Below are 25,409 nucleotides of genomic sequence, written 5' to 3'. Positions count from 1 at the left end.
CTGACCGGATTATTCTGACCGCTCAAATACCTGCGGCTTCAGATATGGTTCAAAGTAAGCCTGAATACTCTCCGGTGAAAAATCCTCATTCGTCTCCTGATGGACACCGCTGGCCGCTGCCAGCTCCTCGGTATATTTTTCCAGCGGATATACCGCATATCCTGAATATCCCGGTTCATAATGCATCACGAGAGGCTCCATGGAGTACGTTTCAATACTGATCTCGCCTGTATCCGGATCTTTGACAAACGTCATATCTGCCATTCCCTCCAGAAGCTGGGAAATTCCCTGCTGTCCGGAAACAAAATTCCCAAGAGAATAGTACACAAGCATCTGCTTTCCATCCGGACGTTCCATCATGCCGTACGGACGGATCACATGCGGATGCGTGCCAATCACTACATCTACTCCAAGATCGGCCAGATACTCCACCCGCTCTTTCGTCGCTTCATCCGGTTCATTTTGATATTCCACCCCGGTATGCAGAAAGACCATCACGATATCCGCCTCTTCTTTGGCTCGTTCCACATCCGCTTTTACCGTCTCTTCATCATAGACATCAACCGCATAAGATTCATTTTCCGGAACCGGAGCTCCGATATTGATCAGGGTTGTGTAATTCATCATTGCAATCTTAAACGCCTTCTTCTCGATGATCTTCACCCGGTCCGCCTGCTGGTCTTCGGCGCTTTCATGAATTCCAAGCACTGCCGGAGGCGTCTCCTGGGATTCCCAGAAAGCAAGGGAATCTGTCACTCCTTCTTTTCCTTTATCATAGGAATGATTCGTTGCCATGGTAATCACATCGAATCCCAGATTTGCAAGGGCCTGGCCGCCTTCCTGCGGCATTCCAAAGGTCGGGTAGCCGCTCGTATTGTCGTGGCTGCTCACAATCGGCGTCTCCTGATTGACAACGGCAAGATCCGCCCCTTCAATCTCTTCTTTTACATTTTCATAAATGTAATCATAGCTCCACACTCCGCTTTCCTGCTGTCCGTCGGCCAGTACGGTGTCATGGAAAAAGTTGTCTCCAACAGCCACTATGCGCAGTGTGTGCTCCTCTTTTTCTTTTTTCTCCGCTTCTTCCCGTTTTTTCTTCTCTTTGGCCTCTTTCTCCGCCTGAATCTTCGCATCAGTCTCTACTGCCTTCTGATGGCAGGAGCGGATCGATGAAATCAAGCCAACAATCAGCACAAGAATCAGTACCATACAGCCGATCAGAATTCTCCGCTTCCAGATCAGCTTCTTCCGGCGCTTTTCTCTTCGGATTCTCTTGCGCCTGGCTAATTCCCGTCTTTTTTCCTCTTCGGTCATAGCTTTCCACCCTCTTTTCTCTTTTGTAACTGTTTTCATTCCTTCAGACATTTCGTCCTGTGCTGATTATACCATATTCGACATAAAAAGGCAGTAAAAAGAGATGCGCCCCGGATATATGTTACACTTCTATCCTGGCACATCTCTTTTGTAATCAGCCTTTATCCTTTAAAATACATATTCATCAAGCCGCCGGAATGCTTCCTGCACTCTGGAAAGCGGCAGCGCAAGGTTCATACGGATACAGTATTCTCCATGGAACGGACGTCCGTCCTGCCATGCAACACCGACATCCCATCCTGCCTTCAAAAGCTCGTCCACTGTTTTTCCATGCTTTTTGCACCACTCTTCACAATCCAGGAACAACATGTAGGTTCCCTGCGGTTTTGAGAGGTTTACACCTTCAAAATGCTCTTTGATGTAATCATATGCATAGTCCACATTTCCGGACAGTACCTGACGGAGCTCATCTACCCACTCAGCTCCTTCTTTCCTGTATGCTCCCACAAGCGCATGCATGGAAAGCACATTCATGGAATTATAATGGCATTTGCTGCTGCTTGCCACAACTCGGTCACGAAGATAGAAATTATAGATCACGTGATAACTTCCAATCAGACCGGCCAGATTGAATGTCTTGCTTGGTGCATACAGTGCGATGGTCCGGTTCTTTGCGTCCTCACTTACAGACTGGGTCGGTGTGTGGTGATATCCTTCCAGAATCAGATCAGACCAGATCTCGTCGGAAATAACAATACAGTCGTTTGCCTTATAGACTTCCATGGCCTTTTCGATTTCTTCCGGCTCCCAGACTCTTCCGGTCGGGTTGTGTGGATTACAGAACACTGCGACATGGATCTTGTTTGCCTTGATTTTGGCATCCATATCTTCATAGTCCATCCGCCAGACTCCTTCTTCATCCTGCTTTAACAGACTGTGTACTATCTTATACCCTGCTCCTTCGATACTGTTTGTAAAACCGATATAAGTCGGACTGTGAACAAGGATCGGATCCCCATGAGATGCAAACGCATTCAGTGCAGATACCAGTCCCCCAAGCACTCCGTTCTCATAACCGATATCTTCCTTTGTAAGTCCTTCCACGCCTTTACGTTCCTTATGCCAGTTGATAATGGCGTCGAAGTACTCGTCCGAAGTGGCAAAGTAGCCAAATGCCGGGTGCGAAAGTCTCTTCTGGATGGCCTCAATGATTGACGGCGCTGTCGGGAAATTCATGTCTGCCACCCACATCGGGATCAGATCAAACCCTTCCTTCGGTCCTCCCGGCGCAAATCCCCCTGCCGGAACATTGCCCGGAAGATCCACTGCAATGGCGTCCTTACCGCGCCGGTCCATAATGGATGTAAAATCATACTTCATGTTGGTAAACCTCCTCATTTTTGCTGTCGTATAAATGGCATGCGGTCCAATGCCCCTCTGCAACCTCCCGCATCTTCGGCTCTTCTTTTTTACAGATTTCCATACAGTTTTTACAACGTCCGGAAAATCTACATCCCGCCGGCGGATTTACCGGACTTGGCACATCGCCTTCCAGAATAATCCTCTGGCGCTTTCTTGATATATCCGGATCTGCTATCGGCACAGCAGTCAGAAGTGCCTTCGTATATGGATGCAGAGGATTGCTGTAAAGCTGTGACGAATCGGATAATTCGACCATCTTTCCAAGATACATTACTCCGATTTTATCTGAAATGTGCTTCACTACAGAAAGATCATGGGCGATGAAAAGCATCGTAAGCCCCTGTTCTTTCTGTAATTTCATCAGCAGGTTGACAATCTGCGCCTGGATTGATACATCCAGAGCCGATATCGGCTCATCACAAAAGAGAAATTTGGGATTAACCGACAATGCTCTTGCAATCCCGATCCTCTGTCTTTGTCCCCCTGAAAATTCATGCACATTTCTGGAAGCATGTTCCGCAGTCAGTCCTACCATCTCCAAAAGCTCAAAGACTCTTTTCTGTTCCTCATTTTTGTCTTTGGCCAGCTTATGAATCTGGATTCCTTCTGCTATTATATCATAAACCTTCTGGTGCGGGTCAAGAGATGCATAAGGATCCTGAAAAATCATTTGTACATCTTTTGTAAATATAAATTTTTCTTTTCGTGACATGGCGTGCACATCCTTTCCACGGAAATACACCTCACCACCGCTTTTCGGCAGGATTCCGATACAGGTTTTCCCGCAAGTCGTCTTACCGCATCCGGATTCTCCTACAATCCCCATGGTTTCTCCCTGATAGATCGTAAAGGATACATCATCCACTGCCTTTAAGGATTTTCCTTTGGCAATTTTATAATATTTCTTCAGATTTTTGACTTCGAGTTCTGCCTGTTTCCTTATAGTGTCACTCATTTCCAACCCTCCTGCCTGTTTCAAATGGGACTCCTTCCCGGTCAGCTCTTTCATCCATCAGCCAGCAGGAAACTTCATGTCCATCTCCAAGATCCCACTTCGAAGGCTCATGTTCCTTACAGATATGCATTGCATATGGACAGCGCTTGCAAAATGCGCATCCTTTCGGAGGATTCGTCATATCCGGGATGCTCCCTTCAATCGTCACCAATGTCTGTCCGTTATAATCGATTCTTGGAACCGACTTCAACAGCGCCCAGGTATACGGATGTGACGCATGATAAAAAATTTCCCTGCACGACCCTCTCTCCACAATTTTCCCTGCATACATCACAACAATAAAATCTGCAATATCTGCCACAACACCAAGATCGTGTGTGATCAGAATAATGGACATGTGCAGTTTATTCTGCAGATCTTTCAACAGTTCCATGATCTGTGCCTGAATGGTCACATCCAGCGCAGTTGTCGGCTCATCTGCGATAAGAAGCTTCGGATTTGTCACCAGAGCCATCCCGATCATCACCCTCTGTCTCATTCCTCCTGATAACTCATGTGGGTACTTTTCCAGACACTGTTCAGCATCTGCAATTCCCGCAAGTTTTAAAATCTCCACCGCACGGGCCTTTTTCTCTTCTTTGGAAAGAGACGGCTCGTGGTTGTCCAGATTTTCAATAATCTGTTTTCCCACCTTCATGGTTGGATTCAAGGAAACAAGCGCATCCTGAAAGATCATTCCGCACTCTTTTCCACAGAAATTATTCCATTGCTTTTTTGTATATCTGACAAGATTTTCTCCCTGAAAGAGAATCTGACTGTTTTCATCTACTATTCCCGGTTTTTTGATCAGACCCATGATCGACTTTGCAGTTACGGTTTTTCCACATCCTGACTCTCCTACGATCGCTACGGTCTGATTCTTTTCCACATCAAAGGAGACACCTCTGACTGCCTGTACTTCACCAGCATATGTAAAATAGGATACTGCCAGCTCCTTTACCTGCAATAATGTTTTCATATGTTCTCCTCCTATTTCACTATCTTCGGTTCAAAAGCTGTTCTCAGCACATCACCGAGCAGATTGAAACTCAGTACTGTCAGCATAATCAGTACTCCCGGCAAAATCGCAAGTCTCGGTGTATCCAGAATATGTGTCTGTGCGCTTTGCAGCATACTGCCCCAGGAGGCCACAGGAATCTGTACACCAAGCCCCAGGAAGCTTAAAGAAGATTCCATCAGAATTGCATTGGCAACCCCAAGACTTGCTGCCACAACTACAGGTCCTAAAATATTCGGTATGATATGTTTCACCGCAATCCGAAAACTTCCAGCCCCCAGATTTTTCGTTGCGATGACATAATCCCTCTCTTTGACCGACATGGTCTCCGCCCGTGTGATTCTGGCCACCTGTGCCCATGAAAACAGACTCAAAACAAAAATCAGTGTCACAAGTCCTGGCTGTAAGATGGCATTTAACACGATCATTAAGAGCATACTTGGAAGTGCCAGAAAAATGTCTGTAAACCTCATCAGTATCATATCGACCTTTCCGCCGATATATCCTGAAAAAACACCGATCAGTGTTCCAATAATTACTGTAATAAACATAGAACAGAATCCAACCAGAAGGGAAACTCTGCCTCCGTATAGTGCTCTGGTAAGGTAGTCTCTTCCATAATCATCGGTTCCAAAAATATGTTTTGCTGACATTCCCTGCATTTTCTGTGAAATATCAATTTCATACGGATCATAAGGACTCAGTGGTGCCAACAGGACAGCAATAATAATCACTGTCAGAAAAATGATACTGAATAACGCTGCCTTGTTGGAGAGGACTTCTTTCCGGATATCTTTCCATATACTATGCCTGTAGTCCGCTACCTGTTCTGTTTCTTTTTCTTCCAATCTCTGGAAGGATATCTCTGTTATTATTTTCTTATCTTCCATTTGCACTGTCTATCCCCCGTTTTATCCTTGGATCTGCAAACGCATACAACATATCCGCAATAAAGTTTCCGATAACCAGTATAAATCCCGAAAGCATCACGTACGCCATGATGATCGGGTAATCTCGCTTACCGATTGCCTCCATGGCAAAAGTTCCGATTCCCGGCCACCCAAATACACTTTCAATGATGAACGAACCACAGACCAGCGTCGCAAGATTCATTCCAATCAGTGTAATAATCGGAAGCAGTGTATTTTTCAGTACATGACGGAACAGGATTTTTGCTCCGCTTGTTCCCTTTGCCTGAGCTGTCAGTACATACTCTTCTCCTAGTTCCCCGATCGTACTGGATCTAATATACCGGATAAAGGTCGCTAGATTACCAAGACTCAGCGTAATACATGGCATAATCATATGAATAAAAGTATCCCACGGTGTGTTCACCCCAACTGTATTCATTCCACTGGAAGGCAACAAATGAAGTTTCGCTGTAAATACAATAACAAGTAACATTCCAAGCCAGAAAGACGGAATCGACATCCCGATATAGGAAAGGGAACTGATCGCATTATCAACCAGACTGTTCTTTTTGTACCCAGACCACAATCCAAGTGGAATTGCCAGCACAATTGATAGCAGTAGCGCCGTTCCCATCAATAGGAGCGTTGCCGGCAAGCGGCTTAAAATCTGCGGTGTAACTGAAGTACGATTGGCAAGTGAGATTCCAAAATCTCCATGGATTGCCTGTTTAAGCCATCCAAGATACTGTTCCGGCATACTTTTATCCATTCCAAGATGTTCCAGAACTGCTGCTTTCTGCTCCTCTGTCATTTCCTGAGAAATATACATGCTGGAAACGTCACCCGGAGCAATATAGATAACAGCAAAAGAAAAGAAGGAAATCAGAAGCAGGACCACCGCCAGTTCAACAATTTTTTTCAAACAGTATTTCCACATAGTTTTTCCTTTCTGCATATAGAAACGGGGAATGTATTAACATCCCAACAGTTAACACAGCCCCCGTTTACTCTTATTCTACTTTAATGGAAAGCCAGTCGGCAAATTCCGGAACAATCGGTGAAGCGTCAAGTCCTGTCACATTTTTCTGTGAAACCATAACGTAATTGGTGTACGTCAGTGGGTACTCCCAGTACTCACCCAGTGCCTGATCCTGAAGCTGATACCAAAGAGTTTTTGATTGCTCTGCATCTGTTGTCGCATTAGCCTGGATGGCAAGATCTACCGTTTCCTGGCTGAATCCCCATGCTTCACTGTTCTTCAGATAGCTTGCTGCCTGTCCGCCGCTGGTTCCTCTCTCGGAGTCCCATCCATTCGTGCCAAGATCCCAGGTATTTTCCTGTCCACTTCCATAAGTGAGTGCAAAAAATCTCTGGAAGAAAGAAGTAGAATCCAGCCCCTCAATGCTTAAGTTCACTCCGATTTCAGCGAGCTGCTGCTGAATCACCGTTGCTACAGCTTCCATATTGGCACGGTCTGCGTTATAAATATAAGTAAGTGTCGTCCCTGACAGTCCGGAGGATTCCGCCAGTTCTTTTGCTTTTTCAACATCCTGTGTGTAGCCTGCGCAGTCTGGATTATAATCAACCTGATCCGGTGTCAAAAGGCTGTTTGCTGGTGTAGCAAGCTCATCGCTTCCATATGCTGCATCTACAATCTCCTGCCCGTTTAAAGCCAGGAAAATCGCCTGTCTTCCTTCATCCGTAAGTACAGATTTGTTTGGCCCATTTGGATTAACCTGCAGGTAATTGAGTCTGGATTCTGTAATGGAGTATGTATTGTACTCATCTGAATTGCTGTACTTATCCAGCTCTTCTTTTGTAGTAACACGCATATAGGAGATTTCTCCATTTTCAAATGCGACCTGTCTGGAACTTCCGGATCCCGTGTTTCTAAGAACGATTGTTTCTACTTCCGGATTTCCCCTATAATAATCATCCCTTGCTTTGTACACGATACTATCATCGTTAATTTCTGATACAGTGTACGCTCCAGATGTTGCCATATCCGTAGAATTGAAGTATCCACTGTCATCTACTTTCGTCGGATCATTATCGAACGCATGGGACGGCATGATCAGAACACGGTTAGACAGAGTTGTCACATAGGTTGCATACGGTTCCGGCAATGTAATTTCCAATGTCTTGTCATCCACTGCATTAAACTGTACCGGTTGTCCATTAATCGTATTATAGGAAGAACTTCCTCCTGACGAAAGTCCTGCATAATCAAATGAGAACAGGATATCTTGTACCGTTACGGGTTCTCCGTCACTCCAGTTTGCATTCTCGTTCAGATGAATTTTGTATGTAAGACCATCATCAGAGATCTCCAGACTGTCTGCGAGATAATACACAATTCCATCTTTTGTATCCAAAAACAGCGGGTCGTAAATCGGTCTCACCATGGAAGTATAGTCATCACTTGCTGTATCTGGCTGCAGAGAATCCGGCATATAGCTAATTGCCATCGTAAATGCGCCTGCTTCCGTGCTTTCTGTTGAAGCTGAACCGCCTCCGGATCCGCCATCGCTGTCCGATGACCCCCCGCATCCAACTAACAGCCCTGCTGTCATCGCTGCCACAACTAACAGTGACAGGAGCGTTTTCTTTTTCATTAGTAGTGTCCTCCTTTGCGAAATAATAATGTGAATTAAGTATACATTTTATTCCTTTCCTACACAAATTGAAATTTCCACTAGAACACTTCATTTATTTGTTTGACAAATAAATGTATCCATTGTCCACAAAAAAAGTCCTACGTTAAAGCAGAACTCTTCATCATTTATCTGTCCATTTGGCAAAAGCAGATCTCTCCATTGTCAGGATGCGGTACCCCTGTCATCGCCTGAATCATATATCCATGTCCGGCAACTATGATTTTATGATACTGTCTGTATTTTTTCAGAACCGCTTCCACCCTCTGCCGGATATCCTCCGATGACTCCCAGAGGGCTCCTTCCGTCGCTTCTCCGTTACGTTCCATGAACTCATGAAATGCTTTGTGAGCCGTTTCATTTTCTTCATATATGTAATGCTTGTTTGCCACCCATTCATGCAGGTCGGTCTCTACGGCAATCGGTAGGTCCAACCGCCTGGAAAGAATTGCCGCTGTCTGGACCGCCCTTGTATAAGGAGATGTCAGAATCAGCTCTGCATCTTTCAGTCTCGGATCTTTGGCTGCCTCTTCAATCTGACGGATCCCTTCTTCGGAAAGCGGCGCCAGATTCACACCGAATCCCTGGTAAATCTTTTGATCTTTCAGGGAATAATCAGTCTGACCATGCCGGATAAAATAAACATTCATGGATGCTTCATGAAAAGTCTCCATACTGATCACTCCTTGCTTTTTTATTGTAAGTATATTATATTTTTCTCATTCTTCGCGGTTTTTGTCAATCCATTTCAGAATCTTTTCTATGTCCAGATTTGCAAAGTCTGTTGTGTCGATGTTGAAAATTCAATAACACTAAAATATTTCAAACCAGTGGGTGTTCCAAAAAGTTTGATATTCATTGTGTTCTTTTGTATAATATATTTAAACAGCTTGAACAAAAAAGAGCTTTGAGAAAGGACGTGACACTATGCCATTACCGGAAAAACGCTATACATCAGATGATTACTGGAACCTTCCGGACGGAGAACGTGCAGAACTAATCAATGGGCAGCTCTACATGATGGCTCCGCCAAGTCGCTTACATCAGGAACTGGTACATCAGTTAAGCCGCGTTATTGGTAACTACATTTCTGACAAACGTGGTGACTGTAAAATCTATCCCGCACCATTCGCCGTAAACCTCAACGCGGATGATACCGTGTATGTTGAACCAGATATTTCTGTTATCTGCTCAAAAGATAAGCTGACCGATAAAGGATGTGTTGGTGCTCCCGACTTCATCATCGAGATTGTCTCGCCAGGCAGTCGTAAGCTGGACTACAGCATCAAAAATGGCAAATATGCCGAGGCAGGTGTCCGCGAATACTGGATTGTCGATCCCGAAAAGGAACGAACGACTGTTTACCATTATGACGAAGATTCCGCTCCGGTCATGATTCCTTTCGATCAGCCTGTAACAGTGGGAATATATGGAGATTTAAGCTTTACAATAGCTTCTTTGATCTAGGTGAAAAGTGGTGTGCTGATGGTATGATCTCATTATTCTTTAGCAACGTCACTCTTGCTCATGATAATACAGGACACAAATATCATACATCTTCTTATAGAAGAAAAAATAGAAAATCACCAGATGTCTCCATAGCAATCTGGGGAATAATATATAGAAAGGACGGTATAAAGGCATGATGTATCCATATTTAACTCTTAATGATGATACGGAAATCACACATTCTGAGATGCTCCCAGATGGTCGTGTCAAAGTCTATATTGAAACACCCGATCTGAAAGACGGGTTCCATAATGCAACTTGTTTTCTTCCCGAATATGAATGGACAGATATTCACGGCTACTCAGAAAATGAAATGAACTATTTCAAAAAACTGATTCGCAACAACGCGCACTTGATCATGGAGTTTTCTCAGGAAGGAGGCTTCTCTGATGCCGCAAATCTTTAGAATTGGTTCCTATCTTGTTTACTTTTGGTCAAATGAAAACGATCCTCTGGAACCAGTACACGTGCATATTTCAGAAGGACGCGCATCAGCAAATGCCACAAAAATTTGGATAACCAGCACTGGAAAAGCTTTAGTATGCAATAATAACTCCAAGATTCCTCAAAAAGAACTTCGCCGAATGATCCGAATTATCGAAGCAAACAGTGACCTTATATTAGACAAATGGTACACACAATTTGGTGAGATACGGTATTACCTCTAGCACTTTCACTTTTGTTATAAAATCATGATTACCTGTCAAGCATGTATTTTGCATTGTAATAGGCTAGCGCCTAAGGTGCTAGCCTTCATTTCATTATATTATTCTTATCTTTTATTCACAGTCTCCCGTTTCTTAATTCCATACTAAAATTAAATCCTGATCATCGACACATAAAGTCTTGAAAAACTTAGAGGAGATACAGAAAAATAAAAATAAGCGGCACTCTGTTTTACAAAGTACCGCTTAAAATTAAAATTTCTTAGAATTTACCAGCCTTAGCAGCTTCCTCAATGGCAACTGCAACAGCTACTGTCATACCAACCATCGGGTTGTTTCCTGCTCCGATCAGACCCATCATTTCTACGTGAGCCGGTACGGAAGAGGATCCAGCGAACTGTGCGTCAGAGTGCATACGTCCTAATGTATCTGTCATACCGTAGGAAGCCGGTCCTGCTGCCATGTTGTCCGGGTGAAGTGTACGTCCTGTACCACCGCCGGATGCTACAGAGAAGTATTTCTTTCCTGCTTCGATACATTCTTTTTTGTATGTACCTGCAACCGGATGCTGGAAACGTGTCGGGTTTGTAGAGTTACCAGTGATGGATACGTCTACGCCCTCTTTCCACATGATTGCAACACCTTCACGAACATCGTTTGCTCCGTAGCAGTTTACTTTGGAACGAAGTCCGTCAGAGTAGGATGTACGGGAAACTTCTTTAAGTTCTCCTGTATAGTAGTCATACTCTGTCTGTACATATGTAAATCCGTTGATTCTGGAAATGATCTTTGCAGCATCTTTTCCAAGACCGTTTAAGATAACACGTAATGGTTTTTTACGTACTTTGTTTGCTTTCTCAGCGATACCGATCGCACCTTCTGCTGCTGCGAAAGATTCGTGTCCTGCAAGGAATGCGAAGCAGTCTGTGTCTTCTTCCAGAAGCATTTTTCCAAGGTTACCATGTCCAAGACCTACTTTTCTCTGGTCAGCTACAGATCCTGGAATACAGAAAGCCTGAAGTCCTTCTCCGATTGCTGCTGCTGCGTCTGCTGCTCTTGTGCATCCTTTTTTGATTGCGATTGCAGCACCTACAATATATGCCCAGCATGCGTTTTCAAAGCAGATCGGCTGAATGCCTTTTACCTGATTGTAAACATCAAGGCCTGCGTCTTTTGTAATTTTCTCTGCTTCTTCGATAGAAGCGATGCCATAGCTGTTTAATACAGCGTTGATTTTATCAATTCGTCTTTCATATGATTCAAATAAAGCCATTTTAAAAGTCCTCCTCTCGCCTATTCCTGTCTTGGGTCGATGATCTTCACTGCATCATCCACACGGCCATACTGTCCCTGTGCTTTTTCCCATGCTTCGTTCGGTGTGTCACCTTTCTTAATGAAATCGGTGAATTTTCCAAGGCTTACGAATTTGTAACCGATGATCTCATTGTTTTCGTCTAATGCGATTCCTGTTACATATCCTTCTGCCATTTCCAGATAACGAGGACCTTTTGCAAGTGTTCCGTACATGGTACCAACCTGGGAACGAAGACCTTTTCCTAAGTCTTCCAGTCCTGCACCGATCGGAAGTCCGTCTTCAGAAAATGCGCTCTGTGTACGTCCGTATACGATCTGTAAGAAAAGCTCTCTCATTGCTGTGTTGATTGCGTCGCAGACAAGGTCTGTATTTAAAGCTTCGAGGATAGTTTTTCCTGGTAAGATCTCGGAAGCCATGGCTGCAGAATGTGTCATGCCGGAGCATCCGATTGTTTCAACCAGTGCCTCCTGGATAATTCCGTCTTTTACGTTCAGTGTCAGCTTACATGTTCCCTGCTGAGGAGCACACCAGCCTACACCGTGTGTTAAACCGGAAATATCTTTAATTTCTTTTGCCTGTACCCATTTTGCTTCTTCTGGGATTGGAGCTGGTCCATGATTCGCACCCTGTGCAACTGGACACATCATTTCTACTTCGTGTGAATAAATCATCTTAAGGACTCCTTTCAACTATGTGTAATCTCTCTTGGGAGACTGCCTTTTGACAGCCTTTATCCGTGTTAATTTTCTCACAAAAACGCGCGTTCGTCAATCAGCTGATTGCACAAAACGACGAATTTTTCGGGTCGTTCCATATGGCGATCATCCTATTTTATTTCCAGAAGCATCTCTCGTAAAAGAATGAGGCCTCTTGCCACAGCATATTCCCGGTTCTTCTGGCGATTTCCTGTAAAGCAGCACCGTTCGACTTTTGTTTTTCCTTTCACGGTACAGCCGATGTAAACAAGACCTACCGGCTTTTCCGGTGTTCCGCCGTCCGGACCTGCGATTCCGGTCACGGCAATAGATGCGTCTGCCCCGGAGACTTTGCATGCTCCCTCTGCCATGGCCCGTGCTGTCTCCTCGCTGACTGCTCCGTATTGCACCAGAATTTCATGCGGCACATGCAGAATCCGCTCTTTTGCTTCATTAGAATACGTCACATGCGCCTCGTTCAGCACGCTGGATGCTCCCGGCACATTGATCAGCCGTCCGGACAGAAGTCCTCCTGTACAGGACTCTGCTGTCGTCACTGTCATATGACGTTCCTCCAGCATATGAACCACGGCTTCTTCCAGTGTGACTTCTTCTTTTGTCGTATAAATATAATCGCCGAACCGGTTTTTCAATTCCTGCACCATCGGCGCCATCAGCTGCTCTGCCGTCTTCTCGTCTTTGGCTTTTGCAGTAATCCGGAAGTGTACTTCCCCGGTCTTTGCATACGGCGCAAGGGTCGGATTGGTCTGGGCATCCATCAGATCTGCCACCATGGTCTCCGCCCGGCTTTCACCGATAGAGCAGACCTTTACCATGCAGGAATAGATTCCTTCCGGCTGCAACCCGGAAAGATACGGTGCAATCTGTGTTTCAAACATCGGGATGCACTCATTCGGCGGTCCCGGAATCAGAATTGCACGCTTGCCTTCATACTCGCTTCCTTCCTCTCCCGTCACAATCAGCCCCGGAGCCGTACCGTTCTGATTCTCAATCACAATGGCTCCCTCCGGAACCAGCGCCTGCTTCCAGTTATTCCGGGTAATTTTCCCCTTTGAATGAAGCCGGTTAAAGAATTCCTGAATCCGCTCTTTTGTGCGGGCATCCTCATATAATTCCTTTCCAAATACTTTTGCGGTCACTTCTTTTGTCAGGTCGTCTTTGGTCGGTCCAAGTCCTCCTGTCAGAATTACCACATCAGACCGTTCCAACGCCCGGCGGATCGTATCCTCCATGCGCGCCTCATTGTCCCCTACCACACTTTGGTGATATAAAGACAAACCTAGCAGAGCGCATTTCTCTGCTAGGTAAGCTGCATTGGTATTTACGATATTGCCGAGCAGGATTTCTGTACCGACGGAAATCAGCTCTGCAACCATCCTACATACCTCCTTTTGTCAATACTTCTTTGTTCTTTACAATGTAATCGATCAGGGATACTACCGTCAGAATCAGCGCAAGATAGATCAACACTGTCTCAATGACGGAAGCAATATTCCCCGGAAGATCCAGAATCAGGAAAATAATCATAAACATCTGGGAAACGGTTTTGAATTTTCCCCAGTAGCTTGCGGCAATCACGATACCGCTGTCCGATGCTACCAGACGGAATCCGCTGATAATAAATTCACGGCTGATAATGACAATGACAATCCAGGCCGGAAGTTTATCCATCGGAATCAGACAGATCATTGCGGAGCTTACAAGCAGCTTGTCCGCCAGCGGATCCATAAATTTTCCGAAATTTGTTACCAGATTATACTTTCTTGCAATTTTTCCATCCAGCATATCTGTAAGACTTGCCACGCAGAAAATCACAAGTGCGATATAGTTGCTGTACGTTCCTCCCAGATCCGTCAGCATAAATACAACAAAAAACGGAATCATGATGACACGCAGTACAGTCAGTTTGTTTGGCAGATTCATTTACATCAACTCTCCTATCAAATCATATTCACATGCACCGGTCACTTTGACTTTCGCGAAATCTCCGGACATGAGTTCTGCGTCGGTATTGACAAAGATCAGTCCGTCTACATTCGGCGCATCTTTATAAGTTCTGCCCACATAGGCATTTTCATCTGCTACTTTCCCTTCGATCATAACGAGAACTTCTTTTCCAATCATGTTTTCTGCCTGTTCAAAGGCAATTTCCTGCTGAAGTTCCATCAGTTCGGCTCTCCGGTCTTCCTTGATGCTTTCCTCAATCTGATCCGGCATGGATGCCGCAGGAGTGCCTTCTTCCGGCGAATAGGTGAATACTCCAAGACGGTCAAACTCCATCTTGTCCACGAAGTCCATCAGCTCTTCATGCTGTTCCTGCGTCTCTCCCGGGAATCCGGTAATCAGTGTTGTACGAAGTGTGATGTCCGGGATCTCCTCTCTCAGTCTTGAGATAATGTGTACCAGTTCCTCTTTGGATGTACGTCTTCCCATTCTCTTTAAAATGCCATCGCTTGCATGCTGAATCGGAAGATCCAGATAATGACAGATCTTCGGCTCTTCTTTCATCGTCTGAATCAGCTCTTCGGTAATCTCCTCCGGATAGCAGTAAAGAATCCGGATCCAGCGGATCCCGCTGATCTGGCAGAGCTTATGGAGCAGCTCCGGAAGTTTCTTTTCCCCGTAAAGGTCTTTTCCGTAAAGTGTCGTCTCCTGAGCCACCAGGATCAGCTCTTTCACTCCGTCCGCGGCCAGCTGTTCCGCCTCTTTGATCAGATGATCCATCGGAACGCTTCGGAAATTTCCTCTGAGTTTCGGGATGATGCAGTACGTACAGTGTTTGTCACACCCCTCTGCGATTTTCAGGTATGCATAATGGCCGCCGGTAGTCACGAGCCGGTGCGTTTCAATCAGCGGCAGTGTATCCAGCGGCTCCATCATCAGATAAGAGTGTCCTTTCAAAGCCTCATCCACTGCGTCAAGGATGTGTCCGTAGGAAGCTGTCCCGAGGACCGCGTCCACTTCCGGGATCTCCTTTGTGATCTCCTCACGGTATCGTTCTGCCATACATCCCGTCACGATCAGAGCTTTCAGACTGCCGGATTTTTTGTACTCCGCCATCTGCAGAATCGTCTCAATACTCTCTTCCATGGCATCATGGATAAAGCAGCAGGTATTGACAATAATCACATCCGCCTTTTCCTCTTCATCGACGATCTGATATCCTCTGGAAGCCAGCATCCCCAGCATCGTCTCCGAGTCGGCAAGATTCTTGTCGCACCCAAGTGAGATAAATAAAATATTCATGTATTCTCTCCTAACAGTTCATAAGGCAGATACTTGTTTCAAAAGCACCTGCCTTTTTGTCTCTTATTCTTCGGTTTCTTCTCCAAGAATTTTTAACTTTCCATTGTTCATCTCGTCGATAGCAATAGAAAGCGGTTTTTCTCCGTCTTTAACCGAAACAAGCGGGTCCGCATGATCGATCAGCTGCCTTGCTCTCTTTGCTGTAGCAAGAACGATAGAATAACGGCTGTTTACAATCTTTGTATCCCCCTCTTCTACGTCCTGATTCACCACTTTCATTAAGTCTGTGTAAGATGGATGCAGCATAGCCTCATTCTCCTTTCTATTCTTCTTTACAATTCTTCAAGTTCTTCTCTTATTTTAGCGATAAACTCCGCGTTTCTCATGACTTTCTTCTTCTCATTCTGAATCACTGCGTGAAGCTCATCCACACAGGTCTCCAGATCATCATTGATGATCAGACAGTCGTAACAGTCAATGCCTCTGGCCTCTTCTTTGGCGCGGGCAAGCCGCTCTTCGATGACTTCCATCGTCTCGGTTCCCCGTCCGATCAGACGTCTGCGGAGCTCCTCAGCGCTTGGCGGGGTGACAAAAACAAGAAGCGTATCCGGAAACTTTTCTTTTACCTTCAATGCCCCCTGTATTTCGATCTCAAGGATCACATCCTTGCCCTTCTCAAGCTGCTCCTCCACATAGGAGCGTGGTGTCCCATAATAATGGTTAACATATCTAGCATACTCTATTAATTCGTCTTGTGCAATCATTTTTTCAAATTCTTCGGTTTCTTTGAAAAAATATTCTCTTCCGTCCACTTCTCCCTCTCTCGGTTTTCTCGTAGTGGCTGAAATGGACAGAGCATAGTCCTCATATTTCTCCATCAGACGCTTCATGGCCGTCCCTTTTCCTGCTCCGGAAAATCCCGAAAGCACGGTCAGTATCCCTTTTTGCATGTTTGTTTCTTCCCTTTCCTATCTAACTGCTATTCGATGTTCTGAATCTGTTCCCGGACTTTCTCGATCTCTGTTTTCAGATCGATTCCATAATTGGAAACGGTCAGGTCATTGGCCTTTGACAGAATCGTATTGGCCTCCCGGTTCATCTCCTGAGCGATAAAGTCCAGTTTACGTCCGATGCCCTCTCCTGCCTGGAGGGTGGATTTCATATGATCGATATGACTTTTCAGACGGACAATTTCTTCATCCGTACAGATCTTGTCCGCAAACAGCACAACCTCCGCGGCGATACGGCTCTCATCGATCTGCGTATCTGCCAGAAGTTCTTTTACCTTCTCTTCCAGCTTTTCCCGATACTCCGAAAGAATCTGCGGGGAGCGCTCCTCAATCTTCTCTACAACAGCCTTCATATCGTCAAGCTTGCCGATGAGATCTTCTCTTAATTTCTCTCCTTCGGTCTCTCTTGCCGATACAAACTGGACACAAGCTCCATCCAGTGCCTCTCTCAGGCCATTCCACATTTCCTCTTCATCCACATCCTGCTCTTCCATTGTGAAGACTTCCGGGTATCTGGAAAGAGCGGAAATGCGGACATCATTTTCCAGTCCGAACTTCTCCTCCATCTGTCTGAAATAGTCCAGATACTCAGAGGCAAGCGCCTCATTATATTTCAGAGACATCTGTCCTTCTGAGAGGTCTTCGTAAGTTACAAAGATATCCACTTTCCCTCTCTGGATATACTTTTTCAAATAGCTCCGGATTGCGGTTTCAAAAAAATAGAGCTTTTTCGGCATACGGATATTGACATCCAGGTAGCGGTGGTTTACACCCTTCATCTCGACTGTAAATTTCTTTTCTCCGCTTTGAATCTCGCACCGGCCAAAGCCCGTCATACTTCTTATCATGATCATTTCCTCTATAAAGTTTATTTTGCTGTTTTTCATTATAATTCATTTGATTTTTATCGTCAACCATGTTCAACTATGTTATACTGTAAAACAGACTAAAAAGCAAAGGAGAATGACCTATGGCATTAGATGGAATTACCATTGCAAATATAGTAAAAGAAATGCGGGATGCCCTCCTTGGCGGACGGATCGCAAAGATCGCCCAGCCGGAGGCTGACGAGCTTCTTCTTACTGTCAAGGCACCTTCCGGACAGCGCCGTCTCTATATCTCAGCGAGCGCTTCCCTGCCTCTTGTGTATCTGACAGACGAGAACAAACCAAGCCCGTTTACAGCCCCGAATTTCTGTATGCTTCTCAGAAAACATATTGCAAACGGACGAATCGTGTCCATCACACAGCCGTCTCTTGAGCGGATTATCGTGCTTGGAATCGAGCATCTGGATGAGCTTGGAGATCTCTGCCGTAAGAAACTTGTCATTGAGATCATGGGCAAACACAGCAACGTCATTTTCTGTGATGAGGATGACCGGATCATCGACAGTATCAAGCACGTGCCTGCCCAGATGAGTTCCGTGCGGGAGGTTCTTCCGGGACGGACTTACTTTATACCGGATACGATGCACAAAGCAGACCCGCTGACCATATCGGAATCCGATTTTGCAGCGCTTCTCAGACAGAAGCCGTCCGCGCTTTCCAAGGCTCTCTACACAAGCCTTACCGGAATCAGTCCTGTCGTGGCTGAAGAAATCTGCTTTCTCGCCGGACTGGATTCTGCTCTTCCGCCGTCAGAGCTTTCCGATGATCTGATGACGCATCTGTACCGGCAGTTTTCTCTGTTTCTTGATCAGGTTCGAGAAGAGGATTTTCATCCGGCCATCTATTACCGGAACAACGAGCCTCAGGAGTTTGCATCTGTTCCGCTGACGCATCTGGAAGGATGTGCCCGTCAGGAGTTTGACACCATTTCTCAGGTACTCTCTTCCTACTACGCAGTCAAAAACCGGATCACCCGGATCCGCCAGAAATCAGCCGATCTCCGGCACATCGTGCAGACTGCCCTGGAGCGAAACCGGAAGAAATACGACCTGCAGGCCCGCCAGCTGAAAGATACGGACAAGAGGGAAACCTACAAAGTCTATGGAGAACTTTTGCAGACTTACGGCTATCAGGCAGAACCGGAGGCCAAGGAGCTGGAGGCGCTGAATTACTACACAAATGAAATGATCCGGATTCCACTGGATCCAACGAAGACGCCTCTGGAAAATGCAAAACGCTATTTTGAAAAATATAATAAGATGAAGCGGACTTATGAAGCGCTCTCCCATCTGATCGTAGAGACCCGGGACGAGATCTCCTATCTGGAATCCGTCAGCAACGCACTGGACATTGCCCGGACCGAAGACGATCTGGCGCAGGTCAAAGAAGAGCTGACACAGAGCGGTTATGTCCGCCGGAAATTCACAAAGAGAAAAGAGAAATTCAAAAGTATGCCGCTCCACTATATTTCCAGCGACGGCTATGATATGTATGTAGGAAAAAATAATTTCCAGAACGAAGAGCTGACTTTCTCTTTCGCATCGGGAAATGACTGGTGGTTCCACGCAAAAAAAGTGCCGGGCTCCCATGTCATTGTCAAATCCCAGGGAGAAGACATGCCGGACCGCGTCTTTGAGGAGGCCGGAAAACTTGCCGCTTTCTATTCCAAAAATAATGGAAGCGAAAAGGTCGAAGTCGATTATGTGGAGAAAAAGCATGTAAAAAAGGTAAAAGGCCAGAAGCCGGGATTCGTTATCTATCATACCAATTATTCACTGATTGCGGATACTGATATCAGTATGTTAAAAGAAGTATCCGAATCCTGATCCTAAAAGAACGAAGGGACCGTCGGGCAATGCCCGCCGGTCCCTTTCTTCATTCTTTTATTCATTATCTGATGCTTTCACGTCAAAGCGTGATGCAATCCGAACTGCAGCTGCCATGCCGCCGTCCCCATAGGATGGATGTCTTAGAAACTCTTCCGAATTATTTCCAGGTTTTTGCCCGGATTCCAGCATGTGAAGCATTTCTCTCTCCCATCCGTCAAGCCTTGACATGGAAATGGCTTCTATTCCCAGAATGGCATCCGCAAGATGCTCCTGATAAGAACGAAAATGCTTGTCAATCAGATAACGCATCAGTTCCAGTCTCTTCGACATACTCTTTACATTCGCTGATGCCGGAGCAGTCCGATAGTCAAGAAGCGGTTCCGGAACAATTCCAATCCACGCATCCGGTCTTGTCTCCAGAAGATTCAAAAAGAAATCCCAGTCCTCAAATCCGGAACGCATGGATTCATCATAACCGCCGCATACTTCCCATACCTCTTTCCGAAGGATATGGGATGCCGGACAGCAATTACGTGAAAGGAAATTTTTCACCGGTCCTCCGGAAGGCTTCACAACTGCATCCAGTACGCCAAAGGTCCGCATCCATGAGGATGCTGCCACCATGGATGGATCTTCTCTCAGCATGTGGCTGACCTTTTCCAGAAATTCCGGTTCCAGCTTATCATCCCCGTCCAGAATAAGAGCCATGGAAGTCTTTACTTCACAAAGTCCGGTATTTCTTGCCGCCGATACCCCACTGTTAGACCGGCGAATCACACTGACAGGAACAGGCCGCTTTGTATCTTCCTGAATCTGCTCCAATATGAGGATTGAAGTTTCATCCGTGGAACCGTCGTCCACAATAATTATTCTGGATGGAAGAACTGTCTGTCCGCATAGCGACTGTACCGCATCCCGAAGCATCTCTCCCTGATTGAAGCTGGTCACAACCGCCTCAACATCGTCGGCAATCCTATACATCTCTTTTTCTCCGTCTGTTTCTACAGAGTCTGGATAAAGCGCATGAACGCTTCTCTTCCCTCTTCGGTGCATTTATAGACACCTGCGTCTTCCAGTACATGAACAAACACCTTACCGATCTCCTGCTGCAGGATCTCTTCGATGTTGTCCGCATTGATTTCTTCGTATTCTGGAAGGAATTTCTCTACCCAGTCCGCATGTTTTTCGATCTTCTCATTGCTGCGGATGTCTTTGCCTTCCAGAATGTATTTTTTCAGAAGTTCGATCTCGTCTTTCAGGCGGGCCGGCAGAACTGCAAGTCCCATTACCTCGATCAGACCGATGTTTTCTTTCTTGATATGGTGGTACTGTGCGTGCGGATGGTAAACGCCGAGCAGATGCTCCTCTGTCGTAATATTATTCCGAAGCGTCAGATCCAGTTCGTACATACCGTCTTTCATTCTTGCAATCGGAGTGATGGTATTATGCGGCTCTCCATCTGTCTCGGCAAAGATAAATGCCGCTTCATCTGTATATCCTCTCCATGCTTTCAGTACATGATCCGCAAGGTCGATCAGTCTCTTTTCATCCTGATGACGAATTCTAAGTACGGAAAGCGGCCACTTCACGATTCCGGCCTCTACATCTTCATAACCCGGGATTGTCACTTTCATTTCAATCGGTGCTTTTGCCATGGCAAACGTATAATGGCCTCCCTGGAAATGGTCGTGGCTTAAAATGGAACCGCCTACGATCGGAAGATCCGCATTGGATCCAAGGAAGTAATGCGGGAACTGCTTTACAAAGTCAAACAGCTTGGTAAATGCAGCACGGTCGATCTTCATCGGCGTATGCTCCCCGTTGAACACGATGCAGTGCTCATTATAGTAAACATACGGTGAATACTGGAATCCCCATTTGGATTCATTGATGGTAATCGGAATGATCCGGTGGTTTTCTCTTGCAGGGTGATCCAGTCTTCCCGCATATCCTTCGTTCTCCATACAGAGCTGGCATTTCGGATATGCATTGTTCTTCGCATTTTTCGCTGCCGCAATGGCTTTCGGATCCTTCTCCGGTTTGGAAAGATTGATCGTAATGTCAATCGTACCATACGGACTTTCTACCGTCCATTTTTTATCTTTCTTTACACGATAACGGCGAATATAATCGCTGTCCTGGCTCAGTTTGTAGAAATATTCTGTGGCTGCTTCCGGAGATTTTTCGTATGCATCCCAGAATTCTTTCTGTACCTGTGCCGGACGCGGTACCAGACAGTTCATCATCTTTGTATCAAAAAGATCCCGGTATCCGATACTGTCTTCGATCAGTCCTCTGTTTACCGCTTCATCAAGAAGCTCTTTTAATACACTTTCCAGATCAATGTTCTCTGCCTTTTCTTCCGGTTCCTCATAGCTGTCCTCATGGAACAGATCCAGAAGGAGGTTTGTCGCATAGATTTTTTCACATTCCGGAAGAAGTCCGGTTTCGATTCCATACTGCACCAGCCTGCTGATACTTTCGTTTAACATCGTATTTTCCTTCTTTCCTTATAATACTCTTGCACCGTCACCGATCTCTACTACATAGAACTCTGCTTCACGGCCTGTCTTTTCTTTGTATCCTGCTCCGACCTGATCGATAAAGGTATCCACTGCATCATTTTTTACAATGCTGACTGTACATCCGCCGAATCCGCCTCCTGTGATTCTGGATCCGATCACTCCGTCAATCTTCCATGCCAGATCTACCAGAACATCGATTTCTTCGCAGGATACTTCATAGTCATCGCGAAGAGAAATATGAGACTGATTCATCAGACGTCCGAACTCTGCAATATCATTTTCTTTCAGTGCTTTTACCGCACGGATTGTTCTCTGGTTTTCATAAACCGCATGTTTTGCACGTTTTTTGCAGATTTCATCTTTAATGGCATCCTTGTGTGCCTCGAATTCTTCTTCTGTCAGATCTCCGAGTGTCTTGATATCTACGACTTTCTGGAGATCATGAAGCGCTTCTTCACTCTCCCGTCTTCTGTCATTGTAAGCGGAATCTACAAGGCTGTGTTTTACTTTACTGTTTGTGATGACAATCTTTGCATCATCCAGTTTTACGGAAGCATATTCATACTGAAGTGTATTCGTATCGAGGAATACTGCACAGTCCTTTTTGCCCATTGCTACAGCGAACTGATCCATGATACCGCAGTTGCAGCCATTGTAATTGTTCTCGGAATACTGGCCGATCAGCGCGATGTCCTGCATTGAGATTTCAATGTTAAACAGTTCTTTCAGCATAACTCCGATCAGTACTTCCAGTGATGCGGAGGAAGAAAGTCCGGATCCATTCGGGATTGTTCCGTAAATCAGGACATCCATTCCCTGCGGAATTGAGTAGCCTTTCTTTTCAAATGCCCAGATTACACCCTTCGGGTAATTGGTCCACTGTGCTGCCTTTGACGGCACCAGATCATCGAGGCTTGTCTCAATCACGCCTAATTTTTCAAAGTTTGCAGAATAAAAGCGAAGCTTTCTGTCTTCTCTTTTTCTTGCAATTCCATATGTACCAAGGGTCAGTGCGCATGGGAATACATGTCCGCCGTTATAGTCTGTGTGTTCTCCGATCAGATTGACTCTTCCCGGCGAAAAGAAGGTTTTGATTTCCCCTTCCCCTCCGTACAGTTTCTGAAATGTTTCCATCAGTTTCTTTTCCATACTTCATACCTGCTTTCTTTTCCTGATTTATTCTCTGTAATAAAATTATAATGCGTTTATGAGATCAGTACAACAAATATATTGCTCAAAACCATAACAATATTGAGGTGTTAAAGCTTGATTTTTTCCCCGGAACAGCGTATGATACATAGGACTGAAATCACAGCCTTTCAGCCAAGTTTTATTGATACTACGAAACTACTATGCTTCCCAGTCGAAAGGGCTGTATTTCGACTGTAGAGTTTGAAACTATGCAGATTCAGATTAACGAAGATAAAAAAGAATTAAAACAACATGGAGATTATACGTTTCCGGTGAATTTAAGCGGCGAGATGTTGTCCAGATATGAAGGCGGTGCCTTTTTCTGGCACTGGCACACGGAAATAGAACTGACTTTAGTTCTGAAAGGCCAGATCGAATACCGGGTCAATGAGCGCACCTACCATCTGAAGGCCGGCGACGGGCTGTTCTGCAACAGCAACGCCATGCATGCAGGAATGCGCATTGACAACCAGGACTGCCAGTATTTTTCCACCACGTTTCATCCCCGGTTTCTGTACGGATTTGAAAACAGCATTCTTCAGACCAAATATGTGGATCCGGTCCTGAATGCCCCGGCGTTCTCTTCTGCTGTATTTCTTTCATCGGAAGAATGGGCATCAGAAATTCTTTCCCTTCTTCGGGAGATCTATGCACTTTATCTGCAGCCGGCACCGGACCAGGAACTGCGTCTTCATATTCTCATATCCGAAATCTGGAGACACTTATATGGACATTTCACAAGTTGCTCCTTTGAAGAGCCGTCCTCATCAGATTCCATCGGACGGCTGAAAGAGATTTTGTCTTTCATTCATACTTCCTATGCAAAGCAGATTACACTGGAAGAGATTGCAGATCATGTGCATCTGTCAAAAAGTGAGTGCTGTCGCTTTTTCAAGCGGCATATGAATATGACCGTCTTTGATTATCTTTTATATTACCGGATTCAGCAGAGTCTTCCGCTTTTGCAGGAAGGTCTCTGTACGATCTCCAAGGCAGCCGAGTCCTGCGGATTTTCCAATGCGTGTTATTACGGGAAACTGTTCAAGCGGTATATGAACTGTACTCCGAGACAGTATCAGGCCCGGTTCCGCCCGGACAGACAGCCATCCCGGGAGACACTCCCCCAAACAGATTAAGCAGCTGAAAAATACAGCCCCGGATTTTTCTGTCCGGAGCTGCTCTCATTTTATATTAGTTAAATTTCTTTAAGCTGATTTTATCGATCTGTTCCAGTTCTTCCTCAGAAAACGGCGTTCTGCTGACCGCTCCGACATTTTCCATAAGCTGAGACGGTCTGGATGCTCCTACAAGAACGCTTGTCACTTCTTTGTCTTTTAATACCCAGTTCAAGGCCATCTGTGAAAGGGTCTGTCCTCTCTGGGATGCCAGTTCTTTCAAGGCACGGATCTGGTGAATCCGCTCGTCTGTCAGAGCACTTTCTTTCAGGAATCTTCCGTCTGTCCGGATCCGGCTGTCGTCCGGTATGCCATTCAGATAACGGTCCGTAAGCATTCCCTGTGCCAGCGGGCTGTATGCAATGATCCCTTTTTCACGCTGTTTTGCCGCTGCCTTCAATCCGTTTTCTTCGATCGAACGGTCAAAGATCGAGTAACGGTTCTGGTTGATGATAAACGGACAATGATAAGATTCCAGAAGATCTGCCGCTTTTTCCATCGTCTCTCCATCATAGTTGGAAATCCCTGCATACAATGCCTTCCCGCTTTTGACAATTGACGCAAGAGCGCCCATCGACTCTTCCAGCGGTGTTTCCGGATCCATGCAGTGGTGGTAGAAAATATCCACATAGTCCAGTCCCATTCTCTTCAGGCTCTGATCCAGGCTGGCTGTCAGATACTTTCTGCTTCCTCCTGTTCCATAAGGGCCGTCCCACATGTCGTATCCTGCCTTTGTGCTGATAATCATCTCGTCCCGGTACGCTGCCATCTCATTCTTTAAAATCCGTCCGAAATTCTCCTCGGCGCTTCCCGGTACCGGCCCATAGTTATTCGCGAGATCAAAGTGGGTAATTCCCAGATCAAACGCGGTAAATACCAGTTCCTTCATTCTGTCATATGCTGCATTGCTGCCAAAATTATGCCACAGTCCGAATGAAGCTGCCGGGAGCTTCAGTCCGCTCTTCCCGCATTTTGCATAGCTCATCCCCTGATATCTTGTTTCTGCTGCCTGATACATGTTGCTCCTC

General features: G+C 45.6%; 25 protein-coding genes. 5 read left to right on the top strand and 20 right to left on the bottom strand.

From position 1 onward, the window contains the following. Nucleotides 1-9: 9 nt before the first annotated feature. From H6A32_RS01230 to H6A32_RS01195, 8 genes are all read right to left on the bottom strand, one after another. The gene (locus H6A32_RS01230) at nt 10-1,353 is read right to left on the bottom strand and encodes a CapA family protein (protein ID WP_204863577.1); all 1,344 of its coding nucleotides are present in this window, start codon (nt 1,351-1,353) and stop codon (nt 10-12) included. Nucleotides 1,354-1,482: 129 nt separating this feature from the next. Beyond that, the gene (locus tag H6A32_RS01225) at nt 1,483-2,694 is read right to left on the bottom strand and encodes a MalY/PatB family protein (RefSeq protein WP_204863576.1); all 1,212 of its coding nucleotides are present in this window, start codon (nt 2,692-2,694) and stop codon (nt 1,483-1,485) included. Then, nucleotides 2,684-3,691 carry an ABC transporter ATP-binding protein gene (locus H6A32_RS01220; RefSeq protein WP_204863575.1) on the bottom strand — a complete coding sequence of 336 codons (1,008 nt, stop codon included), beginning with the start codon at nt 3,689-3,691 and terminating at the stop codon, nt 2,684-2,686. Before H6A32_RS01220 ends, H6A32_RS01225 begins: the two co-directional genes overlap by 11 nt. Continuing rightward, the gene (locus H6A32_RS01215; RefSeq protein ID WP_204863574.1) at nt 3,684-4,709 is read right to left on the bottom strand and encodes an ABC transporter ATP-binding protein; all 1,026 of its coding nucleotides are present in this window, start codon (nt 4,707-4,709) and stop codon (nt 3,684-3,686) included. The genes H6A32_RS01220 and H6A32_RS01215 overlap by 8 nt, the downstream gene beginning before the upstream one ends. 11 nt (nt 4,710-4,720) lie before the next feature. Continuing rightward, nucleotides 4,721-5,596, bottom strand: coding sequence for an ABC transporter permease (locus tag H6A32_RS01210; RefSeq protein WP_346342217.1), 876 nt, complete (start codon nt 5,594-5,596; stop codon nt 4,721-4,723). A 31-nt stretch (nt 5,597-5,627) separates the two neighbouring features. Further along, nucleotides 5,628-6,596 (bottom strand): ABC transporter permease, encoded by a 969-nt coding sequence (locus H6A32_RS01205; protein WP_204863572.1) that lies wholly within the window; start codon nt 6,594-6,596, stop codon nt 5,628-5,630. Between the two features lie 73 nt (nt 6,597-6,669). Continuing rightward, a complete protein-coding gene (locus H6A32_RS01200; RefSeq protein WP_204863571.1) occupies nt 6,670-8,274 on the bottom strand; it encodes an ABC transporter substrate-binding protein in 1,605 nt (534 codons plus the stop codon). A gap of 167 nt (nt 8,275-8,441) precedes the next feature. After that, nucleotides 8,442-8,987 (bottom strand): histidine phosphatase family protein, encoded by a 546-nt coding sequence (locus H6A32_RS01195; protein ID WP_243424828.1) that lies wholly within the window; start codon nt 8,985-8,987, stop codon nt 8,442-8,444. A 253-nt stretch (nt 8,988-9,240) separates the two neighbouring features. Here H6A32_RS01195 and H6A32_RS01190 point away from each other — a divergent pair, with 253 nt between their 5' ends. The 3 genes from H6A32_RS01190 (at nt 9,241) to H6A32_RS01180 (ending at nt 10,490) form a co-directional block, all read left to right on the top strand. After that, complete coding sequence (locus tag H6A32_RS01190) at nt 9,241-9,780, top strand: Uma2 family endonuclease (RefSeq protein ID WP_191427489.1); 540 nt, start codon at nt 9,241-9,243, stop codon at nt 9,778-9,780. A gap of 175 nt (nt 9,781-9,955) precedes the next feature. Then, on the top strand, nt 9,956-10,228 hold the full coding sequence (locus H6A32_RS01185) for a hypothetical protein (protein WP_087168386.1): 273 nt from the start codon (nt 9,956-9,958) through the stop codon (nt 10,226-10,228). Then, nucleotides 10,212-10,490: a DUF4160 domain-containing protein gene (locus H6A32_RS01180; RefSeq protein ID WP_087168387.1), complete on the top strand. Its 279-nt coding sequence runs from the start codon at nt 10,212-10,214 to the stop codon at nt 10,488-10,490. Before H6A32_RS01185 ends, H6A32_RS01180 begins: the two co-directional genes overlap by 17 nt. 259 nt (nt 10,491-10,749) lie before the next feature. Here H6A32_RS01180 and H6A32_RS01175 read toward each other — a convergent pair whose 3' ends face one another. From H6A32_RS01175 to H6A32_RS01140, 8 genes are all read right to left on the bottom strand, one after another. After that, entirely contained in the window at nt 10,750-11,760 is a 1,011-nt protein-coding gene (locus tag H6A32_RS01175; RefSeq protein ID WP_087252808.1) for a GGGtGRT protein, read from the bottom strand. A 20-nt stretch (nt 11,761-11,780) separates the two neighbouring features. Further along, nucleotides 11,781-12,473, bottom strand: coding sequence for an iron-sulfur cluster assembly scaffold protein (locus H6A32_RS01170; RefSeq protein ID WP_048622003.1), 693 nt, complete (start codon nt 12,471-12,473; stop codon nt 11,781-11,783). A 155-nt stretch (nt 12,474-12,628) separates the two neighbouring features. Then, on the bottom strand, nt 12,629-13,894 hold the full coding sequence (locus tag H6A32_RS01165; RefSeq protein WP_204863570.1) for a competence/damage-inducible protein A: 1,266 nt from the start codon (nt 13,892-13,894) through the stop codon (nt 12,629-12,631). Between the two features lies 1 nt (nt 13,895). Beyond that, nucleotides 13,896-14,441 carry a CDP-diacylglycerol--glycerol-3-phosphate 3-phosphatidyltransferase gene (gene pgsA / locus H6A32_RS01160; protein WP_087168390.1) on the bottom strand — a complete coding sequence of 182 codons (546 nt, stop codon included), beginning with the start codon at nt 14,439-14,441 and terminating at the stop codon, nt 13,896-13,898. Further along, nucleotides 14,442-15,764 carry a 30S ribosomal protein S12 methylthiotransferase RimO gene (gene rimO / locus H6A32_RS01155; protein WP_204863569.1) on the bottom strand — a complete coding sequence of 441 codons (1,323 nt, stop codon included), beginning with the start codon at nt 15,762-15,764 and terminating at the stop codon, nt 14,442-14,444. 63 nt (nt 15,765-15,827) lie between these two features. Then, nucleotides 15,828-16,070, bottom strand: coding sequence for a DNA-directed RNA polymerase subunit omega (gene rpoZ, locus H6A32_RS01150; RefSeq protein WP_087168392.1), 243 nt, complete (start codon nt 16,068-16,070; stop codon nt 15,828-15,830). 26 nt (nt 16,071-16,096) lie between these two features. Beyond that, a complete protein-coding gene (gmk, locus tag H6A32_RS01145) occupies nt 16,097-16,714 on the bottom strand; it encodes a guanylate kinase (protein WP_087168393.1) in 618 nt (205 codons plus the stop codon). Nucleotides 16,715-16,743: 29 nt separating this feature from the next. Next, nucleotides 16,744-17,622: a YicC/YloC family endoribonuclease gene (locus H6A32_RS01140; RefSeq protein WP_087168394.1), complete on the bottom strand. Its 879-nt coding sequence runs from the start codon at nt 17,620-17,622 to the stop codon at nt 16,744-16,746. Nucleotides 17,623-17,744: 122 nt separating this feature from the next. Here H6A32_RS01140 and H6A32_RS01135 point away from each other — a divergent pair, with 122 nt between their 5' ends. Further along, entirely contained in the window at nt 17,745-19,487 is a 1,743-nt protein-coding gene (locus H6A32_RS01135) for an Rqc2 family fibronectin-binding protein (RefSeq protein ID WP_204863568.1), read from the top strand. Nucleotides 19,488-19,544: 57 nt separating this feature from the next. Here H6A32_RS01135 and H6A32_RS01130 read toward each other — a convergent pair whose 3' ends face one another. Genes H6A32_RS01130 through H6A32_RS01120 form a run of 3 tightly spaced genes read right to left on the bottom strand, consistent with a single transcriptional unit; the run spans nt 19,545 to nt 23,164 of the window. Beyond that, on the bottom strand, nt 19,545-20,471 hold the full coding sequence (locus H6A32_RS01130) for a glycosyltransferase family A protein (RefSeq protein WP_087252859.1): 927 nt from the start codon (nt 20,469-20,471) through the stop codon (nt 19,545-19,547). A gap of 20 nt (nt 20,472-20,491) precedes the next feature. After that, nucleotides 20,492-21,982, bottom strand: a complete 1,491-nt coding sequence (gene galT, locus H6A32_RS01125; protein WP_204863567.1) for a UDP-glucose--hexose-1-phosphate uridylyltransferase — start codon at nt 21,980-21,982, stop codon at nt 20,492-20,494. An 18-nt stretch (nt 21,983-22,000) separates the two neighbouring features. After that, nucleotides 22,001-23,164 carry a galactokinase gene (locus H6A32_RS01120; RefSeq protein ID WP_118635864.1) on the bottom strand — a complete coding sequence of 388 codons (1,164 nt, stop codon included), beginning with the start codon at nt 23,162-23,164 and terminating at the stop codon, nt 22,001-22,003. 251 nt (nt 23,165-23,415) lie between these two features. Between H6A32_RS01120 and H6A32_RS01115 the strand changes: the two genes are divergently transcribed. After that, complete coding sequence (locus H6A32_RS01115) at nt 23,416-24,342, top strand: AraC family transcriptional regulator (RefSeq protein WP_118635861.1); 927 nt, start codon at nt 23,416-23,418, stop codon at nt 24,340-24,342. Nucleotides 24,343-24,397: 55 nt separating this feature from the next. Here the strand turns inward: H6A32_RS01115 and mgrA are convergent, their stop codons facing one another. After that, nucleotides 24,398-25,399, bottom strand: coding sequence for an L-glyceraldehyde 3-phosphate reductase (mgrA, locus tag H6A32_RS01110; protein ID WP_204863566.1), 1,002 nt, complete (start codon nt 25,397-25,399; stop codon nt 24,398-24,400). Nucleotides 25,400-25,409: the final 10 nt, after the last annotated feature.

Source organism: Drancourtella massiliensis (genome assembly GCF_016900655.1).
Taxonomy (GTDB): domain Bacteria; phylum Bacillota; class Clostridia; order Lachnospirales; family Lachnospiraceae; genus Sellimonas; species Sellimonas catena.
This window is presented reverse-complemented; position numbering and strand designations above follow the sequence as displayed.